At 74.1% G+C, this 7,348-nt stretch carries 6 protein-coding genes; 3 read left to right on the forward strand and 3 right to left on the reverse strand.

Annotated features, from left to right (window positions below; all coding sequences use genetic code 11):
• The first annotated feature begins 53 nt into the window (after positions 1 to 53).
• Positions 54 to 2,978: a hypothetical protein gene (locus D1350_RS22575; RefSeq protein WP_125778313.1), complete on the forward strand. Its 2,925-nt coding sequence runs from the start codon at positions 54 to 56 to the stop codon at positions 2,976 to 2,978.
• 182 nt (positions 2,979 to 3,160) lie between these two features.
• Here the strand turns inward: D1350_RS22575 and D1350_RS22580 are convergent, their stop codons facing one another.
• On the reverse strand, positions 3,161 to 3,934 hold the full coding sequence (locus D1350_RS22580; protein WP_125778314.1) for an SDR family NAD(P)-dependent oxidoreductase: 774 nt from the start codon (positions 3,932 to 3,934) through the stop codon (positions 3,161 to 3,163).
• 99 nt (positions 3,935 to 4,033) lie between these two features.
• Between D1350_RS22580 and D1350_RS22585 the strand changes: the two genes are divergently transcribed.
• Positions 4,034 to 4,723, forward strand: a complete 690-nt coding sequence (locus D1350_RS22585; RefSeq protein ID WP_125778315.1) for a YqjF family protein — start codon at positions 4,034 to 4,036, stop codon at positions 4,721 to 4,723.
• A 5-nt stretch (positions 4,724 to 4,728) separates the two neighbouring features.
• On the opposite strand, the gene D1350_RS22590 is transcribed toward D1350_RS22585, so the two are convergent.
• Entirely contained in the window at positions 4,729 to 5,340 is a 612-nt protein-coding gene (locus D1350_RS22590; protein ID WP_125778316.1) for a VOC family protein, read from the reverse strand.
• Positions 5,341 to 5,414: 74 nt separating this feature from the next.
• Between D1350_RS22590 and D1350_RS22595 the strand changes: the two genes are divergently transcribed.
• Entirely contained in the window at positions 5,415 to 6,416 is a 1,002-nt protein-coding gene (locus tag D1350_RS22595; protein WP_125778317.1) for a phosphotransferase enzyme family protein, read from the forward strand.
• 18 nt (positions 6,417 to 6,434) lie between these two features.
• Here the strand turns inward: D1350_RS22595 and D1350_RS22600 are convergent, their stop codons facing one another.
• A complete protein-coding gene (locus D1350_RS22600; protein WP_125778318.1) occupies positions 6,435 to 7,196 on the reverse strand; it encodes a hypothetical protein in 762 nt (253 codons plus the stop codon).
• Between the last annotated feature and the right edge of the window lie 152 nt (positions 7,197 to 7,348).

Below are 7,348 nucleotides of genomic sequence, written 5' to 3' on the forward strand. Positions count from 1 at the left end.
CACGCCTGGACCCCCACCCGCTCGACGACGAGCCAGCCTCCCCGAGGAGCGCCATGTTCCACACCCGTCCGCCGCACCCTGCGCCCGACGCCGTACACCTCCGGACCCGCACCGGCGCGGGTTTCACGACGGCGGCCGTGCTGGCCGCCGCGCTGCTCGCCCCGGCGGCCACCGCGGCCCTGCCGGCCACGGCGAGCACGACGACGAGCACCACGGCGAGCACGACCGCGAGCGCCACCACCCCGTCCGAGACCCCCGTGCTCGCCGAAGGCTTCGAGGACTGGAGCGGCGCCCTGCCGACCGGCTGGTCCCGCTGGAACGCCGCCGGGACCGGCTCGGTCGCTCAGGTCGAGGGCCCCACGACGGGCAGTGCAGTGCGGGTCGTCACCGACACGACAACGAGCCGCCTCGCCCTGGTCCGCGACGTGCCGCTGCCCGCCGCCTCCCGGACGTTCGCCCTGACCTACACCAGCCGCGTCACTGCGCCGTCCGGCACGGGCAGGGCCGGGGTCCGGATCAACGTCCTCGGTGCGAACAACGAGAGCTGGTTCTTCGGCCGCAGCACCGCTACCGACGGCTGGCAGACCACCACCGAGGTCTTCACGGTTCCCGCGAGCGCCACCGGCGTCCGCGTGCACGTGTTCAACGACGGCCTGCGCGCCACGCAGGACGTCGACGACCTGACGATCACGCCGTCGTCGGGCACCCTGCTGCGGGCGGAGACGTCACCCGCGGGCGACGTGGCGCTCCGCTGGACCGCCGGACCGGGCGTGGTCGCGGCCACCTACGACGTGCACCGTGCGGCCGGGACGGAACCGTTCGAGCCCGCCGCCGGCAACCTGCTGCGCAGCGTGCCGGGCACGGTCACGGCGCTGGCCGACGTCGAGTGGGAGCCGGGCACCGACTACACGTACGTCGTCGTCGCGCGCAGCGAGGACGGCACCGAGGCCGGTCGGACGAACGCCGTCACCCGACGCTCCCCCGCCACCGACCCGACCGCCACGAGCTACCTCTCGCTGACCCGCACCGACGGCGGTCTTCGTGCCGGGTTCCGGGCTGCGGCGGACGCTCCGGGGCCGCTCGCCGTGGTCAGCGGGAACCGCCCGTTCCAGGTCGGCGAGACGGTGAGCACCGTCCAGTCGCTGCCCGTGGGGCGCTTCGGCGGGGCCGACGTCGCCGGGCTGCCGGGCCTGGGCGACGAGGTGCGGCGGGCCGCCCTCGTCGACGCGGACGGCACCGTCCTGGCGACGGCCGAGGTGGCGGGCCTGCAGCACCCGCGCATCGGGCTCGACGCGGACACCGTCGCGAAGATCCGGCGCCAGGTGGCGGAGCCGGGCACTCCGCAGGACGCGTGGCGCGCCGTCGTGCGCCGGGTCGAGGGCGGCCGCGCGGCCGCCGGGACGACGCCGGACCGCTGGGCCCGCGAGGCCGCCTTCCTGTACGCCGTCACGGGCGAGCAGCGCTATGCCGACCTCGCCTTCGAGGGGTTCGCCGCCTCGGCGGCGCAGGTGCCGTTCGGCGCCAAGCAGGAGCTCGACACCGCCAACCCGGTGTCGCAGCTGGCCCTCGTCTATGACTGGGCGTACCAGGGCTGGAGCGAGGACCAGCGGGCGCAGGCGGTCGCTTTCTTCGAGCGCACGGCCGCATTCTTCGAGCTCGTCTCGCACCCGAACCTGACGCTTCCCGACAAGGCGAGCAACTGGGTGGGCGTCGTGCGCGGCGCCGAGCTGGCCCAGCACCTGGCCGTGCGCGGGGACGGCGGCTACGGGCTGCGCGAGGCGCGCGTCGGGCAGCTGGTGGACCAGCTGCGGCAGCACAACGAGGCGGCGAACACGGCCGCCGGGCACTACCAGGAGGGCCTGGACTACCTCGACTACGACGCGATGATCGCGACCTCGGGCACGCTCGCCTCGTTCGACGCGGGCATCGACGCCCTGCGCGAGTCCTGGTACGCGCCCCGCACGACCGACCTGCTGCTGCGCACCGTCTCCCTGCGCCAGCGCCCGACCCGGCTGCAGTGGGGCGTCGGCACGGCCTCGCCGGTCACCGCGTACCCGCTGTACCTCGAGCGCGCGGCGGAGGACAGGCTCGTCGGTCCCCTCGTGGAGCTGTTCGAACGCACCGCGGGGCACCGGTCGGCGAGCCCTTGGTACTCGCCCGGCTACGTCACGCAGGCCCTCGTCGACTGGCCGGAGCAGGTCCGCGGGTACGAGGCGTACTCGCCGGACACGGTCCTGCCCGCCCTCCTCGACGACGACGCGGGCGCCTACACGTTCCGCAACCGGCTCGCCGACGCCGACGACACCCTGCTGCAGCTCAACAACCGCAACCGCAGCCACCTGGGCTGGCAGGGCTACGACGCCTTCGGCCTCTCCCTGATCAGCCACGACACCCTGTGGGCGGCCCAGCCCGGCAAGGACCAGGCCAACGCCGCGAAGTACTCGCGGGTCCTGGTCGACGGCGCCACCACCCAGGTGGTCGGCCAGGGGACGACGTCGGTCTCGCGCGCCTTCCCCGAGCAGGGCGGCGGCTTCGTGTCGCTCGCCAACCCGGCGGCGTTCGGCGTGGACGCCGCGACGCGCGACGCCGTCGTCGACCTGACCGACCGCGGTGCCACGGACGCCGTGCTCGCCTTCTCGGACCGGTTCGCCGACGACGTCGCGCACACCTGGACGTGGCAGCTCGCCCCCGAGGCGGGCACCACCCTGGAGACGGAGCGCCAGGGCTCGACGCTGCAGTTCACGCTGCGCCGCGGCGACGCCTGGCTGCGCGGCTGGGTCCTCGACGCCGACGGCGTCACCGCCGAGCTGTCCGGCGGGGCGTTCCGCCTGCAGCGATCCGGCACGGAGGCCGGGTTCGACCTCGTGGTCGCGCTCGGGTCAGGCGCCGAGGCTCCGTCCGCCGCCGTGACCGGCAGCGCCGTCACCGTCGAGGGCGCGGCCCTCGACCTGGCCGACCTGGCGGCCTACGTCCCGTGACGGCCGCCCCCTGAACGCGTGCGCCCCTCCTGTCGGCCGTCCCCCCGGCCAAGGAGGGGCGCACGCTTGCCCCACAGGCCCGCGACCGACGCGACGAGGCGCGCGACCAGGCGATCGTGAAGCGTTCGCGGCCCGTTTCGCTGCACGATCGCCTGGTCGCGGAGCTCAGTCGGCCTGCATGCTCACCGCGCCGTCCAGCCGCCGTCGATCGGCAGCACCGTGCCCGTGATCAGCGACGCCGCGGGCGACGCGAGGAACACGACGGCCCCCGCGACCTCCTCCGGAACGCCGACGCGGTGCAGGGCGGCGATCCGGTCCACGATCTCGGCCCTCCGGTCCGGGTCCGACAGGACGCGTTGCGTGCCGTCCGTCTCGACGAACGTGGGCGCCACCGCGTTGACGCGGATGCCGAGCTCGCCCCACTCGACGGCGAGGCACTTCGTCAGGTGCACCACGGCCGCCTTCGCCGTGCAGTACGACGCCTCCCCCGGCAGGGCGACGAGCGCCGCCTGGGAGGCGATGTTGACGATCGCGCCGCCGCCCGAGTCGCGCATGGTGCGGGCCGCGTGCTGGGAGAGGAAGAACGTCGACCGGACGTTGAGCTCCCAGACGGCGGCGAAGTCGTCCTCCGTGACGTCGAGGGCCGGGCTGTCGATCCCGCCGCCCGCGTTGTTCACGAGAACGTCCAGGCGGCCGAGCACCGCCACCGCCTCGTCCATCGCCGCACGCGAGAGCGCCAGGTCCCGCACGTCGAGGCGTACGACGACGGCCCGGCGCCCCATCCCCTCGATCTCCCGGACGAGCTCGTCGCCGGTCCCAGGTGTGCGCACCCCGAGGGCGACGTCGGCCCCCGCTGCGGCGAGCGCCAGCGCGATCGCGCGGCCGAGGCCGCGGTTGGCGCCGGTGACGAGGGCGACCTGCCCGGTCAGGTCGAAGACGGGGGTGCGGATGGTCATGCGGGAATCCTCGCAGGTGCGCGAGCCGCGTCGCACACCAGCGCGTCGCCGCCAAGGCCTCCGCGCGCGAACCGGCCCGTCCGCGACGACGCTGAGGAGATGAGCGGCCGCCTACCTGACGAACCCGTGCGGCGTCCGCTGAACCTGCAGCGGTGGGAGCACCTCGCGTTCGTCCACTGGCGGTACCCGGCCGACACGCTCCGGCGGGTCGTGCCTGCAGGGCTCGAGGTGCAGGAGCTCGACGGGTCGGCCTGGCTCGGGCTGGTGCCGTTCCGCCTCGCGGGGCTGCGTGCCCCCGGCCTCTCGGCGGTCCCCCGGTTCTCGACGTTCGCCGAGCTCAACCTGCGGACGTACGTGTCGGACGGCGAGCACGACGGCGTGCTGTTCCTGCGGATCCTCTGCTCGCGGCGGGTGGTGGTCGGGCTGCTCCGCGCGGGGCTCGGCCTGCCGTACGTGTACTCGCCGGGTCGCGTCCGGACGACGACGGACGCCACCTCGTACGAGGCTGAGGGCACCAGCGCCCTCGTCGCGGTCGGTCCGGAGGGGGAACCGGACGGGCTGGTCACGTCGCTCACCGGCCGGTGGTCGGTGTTCACCCCGCACCTCGGCCGGCTCTGGCGCGTGCCGGTCGAGCACCAGCCGTGGCCGCTCCACCGGGCGCGCCTGGACCACCTCAGCACCAGCCTGCCCGCCGACGCCGGGCTGCCGCTGCCCGACGGCGAGCCGCTCGTCCACTGGTCGCCCGGCGTCGACGTGCGCGTGGGCGCGCCGCGGCCCGCGGCGCGGTAGGAGCGTCAGGCTCCGGCAGGCTCCCAGACGAACCCGTCCGGGTCCGTGACGCTCCCGAGGTCGCCGTTCACGACCAGTCGGTGGGAACCCGACCCCTCCGCCGGCACGCCCACGGTCTTGGCCAGGGAACGCCGCTTGTAGAGGCCCAGCCCGATGGGGCTCGACGGGAGGGCGAAGTCCGCATAGGAGCCGACGCTCCGGCCCACGGTCAGCCCGCGCTCCACGTAGAACTTCTTGCTCGCCTTGACGTCCTCCACCCCGAGCAGGAGGACGATCTCGTCGAACTCGCGCGTCGCCGGGCCGGTGTCCTTCTTGGCCGAGGTGGACAGCTGCCAGAGCGTGCCGTCAGGCGCCTGGACCACGCCGCCGTGCCCCCAGAGGGACTTCGTCACCGGCTTGACCGGGATGGCCCCGGCCTCGACGGCGGCGTCGAACAGGGCGTGGGCGTTCGCCGGCTGGGACACGATGAGGGAGAGGGTGTAGCCGCGGAAGCCCTCGCTGGGCGCGTCGGTGGCTCGGAAGCGGACACGGTCGCCCAGGCCGAGAGCGGTGTCGTAGAACGAACGGGCGGTGCTGGGGTCGGTCACCTCGAGGGTGACGGCGTCGATGTTTGCCATGGCTTCACGGTATGGACCGCGCCCCACCTCGTGCTTCTCGATTCCTGACCGATGCCCCCGGCTACCCTGTGCGGATGCTGCCTCTCGGGTTGTCCATGCTGTGGGAGCGGGTCGAGCCGGAGGCCGCGCTCCGGGAACGGTTCGGGTTCAGCGGATTCGACGCCGCCACGGGCTGGGTCTCGGCAGCGCTCAGTGAGACCTGGGGCATCGCCGTCGTCGGCTGCTCCCGGATGGTGATCAGCGACCACAACGCCATCGCGTGGGTGGAGAGCGACCGTGGCCGCCTGGTGGTCAAGTGGTCGCACAGCCAAAGGCTCTTTGCGCGTCTGGAGGCCTCCACGTGGTTGCTGCGGGCGCTCGCCGACCGGGGCGTCCCGGTGGCAGCGCCTGTCGCGACGACGGACGGGCGCGACCGGTTGACGCTGGCCGGGCCGTCGGGGCCGCTGTCTCTCACCGTGCTGCCCGAGCTGACCGGAGACTGGCTGGACGTGACGGACGAGGCGGCCGTCGTCGCGGCGGGAGCCTGTCTGGCCGAGGTGCACCGGGCGCTCGGCGCGATCGGGCGCGACCTGCCTCCGGCCGCTCGGGCCGCCGCGGGACTCGGCACGGGGGCGGCCGCGGAGCCCGCCGAAGCCTCCGCCGCGCTCAGGCAACGGATCGACGACTGGCTCGCCCGCGGGGATCGCGGCTTCGCACCGGAGGCGTCGCAGCGGCTCAAGAGCCTGTTGTCAGCCGCGCCAGACCTCGATGACGAGCCCCAGCTCGTCCACAACGACTTCCGCGCGGCCAACCTCCTCACGCAGGGCTCGAGGGTGGTCGGGGTGCTCGACCTCGACGACGTCACGGTGCGGCACCGGGTGCACGACCTGGCCAAGGCCTCCGTCTACCTCGGCACGCTCTTCACCGACTGGCGGCCGACGCCGACGGCGGTGCGGCAGACCTTGCGCGCCGGGTACGAGTCGGTGCGGCCCTTGAGCCCCACTGAGGCGCGATGGCTCGAGATCCTCGTGCTGTGGCAGGGCCTCCAGGCGATCCCGGGCGAGAGCGACCCGGCGGGGTGGGCGTCGGCGGTGTGACCCGCCGACGCCCCAGCGTCAGCCGACGGCCGGGCCGACCCACTCCACGATGACAGGTTCGCTCACCACGAGGTGGCTCGCGCCGTCGGCCATCGCCAGGGCCACCGCACGCAGCTCGTACTCGCCGTCCGGGCGGGGGGCGTCAGGCCAGCAGGAGGTCGCGATCGACACCTGGGCGAGGCCGCTCGTCCAGCGCAGCGCGACCTCGTCCTTCCAGACTGAGTATTCGTCCGTCGGGAGGCCCTGAGCGTCGGCGGCCAGCAGGATCGGCCCGCCACCTTCGTACCAGCCATCGTCCAGGTCGACCACCACGCCGCCCTGCGACCACACGAGCTGGACTTCGTCGCCGAAGTCCACCGCCGCGTCGTCGCCGAGGCCGTCCCTGAGGAGGACAGGCTGGTAGGCGGTACCGTCCGCGCCGCTGACCATCGGGCCGTCCAGCTCGAGCTGGAACCGGTCGTCCTGCGTCGCGAGGTCGGTCGCGCTCATCCCGCACGCGACGCCGTCCCGCTCGGACCAGCCGTCGGGGACCCGTCCGTCCTCGAACGGGATCGTCGTCGATGCGGGAGCGTCGGCGGCGGCCGGAGCCGTGGTCTCCGTGGAGGACGCCGATGTGGCCGGGGCCGGGGACGTGGCCGGAGCCGCGCCGGGGTCTCCGGCTGGGTCGCACCCGGCCACGAGCGCCGCGACGCAGACCGTGGCGCCGAGCACCAGGCCTGCGCGGGTGGTGCGGGCGGTGCGGGCAGTGCGAGTCCCGCCCGTCGTGCTGTGGATCGTCATGGGCTGTATTGTCGCAACATCCGGGGCGTTCTTACCAAACCGGACACCAGGGGCGGGATGTCAAGGGGGAAGTGCGCGTGTCGGTGACGGAGATCGGTCTCGACGACTGGGTCGTTCATCGTCCCAACGTCGTGCGTTCCGTCGCGGCCCGG

The sequence above is a fragment of the Antribacter gilvus genome, from assembly GCF_003946865.1.
Classification (GTDB): domain Bacteria; phylum Actinomycetota; class Actinomycetes; order Actinomycetales; family Cellulomonadaceae; genus Antribacter; species Antribacter gilvus.

Coding starts and splice junctions, on each gene's coding strand:
- D1350_RS22575 (WP_125778313.1), top strand. CDS start 54: ATGTTCCACACCCGTCCGCCGCACCCTGCGCCCGACGCCGTACACCTC.
- D1350_RS22580 (WP_125778314.1), bottom strand. CDS start 3,934: ATGACCATCCGCACCCCCGTCTTCGACCTGACCGGGCAGGTCGCCCTC.
- D1350_RS22585 (WP_125778315.1), top strand. CDS start 4,034: ATGAGCGGCCGCCTACCTGACGAACCCGTGCGGCGTCCGCTGAACCTG.
- D1350_RS22590 (WP_125778316.1), bottom strand. CDS start 5,340: ATGGCAAACATCGACGCCGTCACCCTCGAGGTGACCGACCCCAGCACC.
- D1350_RS22595 (WP_125778317.1), top strand. CDS start 5,415: ATGCTGCCTCTCGGGTTGTCCATGCTGTGGGAGCGGGTCGAGCCGGAG.
- D1350_RS22600 (WP_125778318.1), bottom strand. CDS start 7,196: ATGACGATCCACAGCACGACGGGCGGGACTCGCACTGCCCGCACCGCC.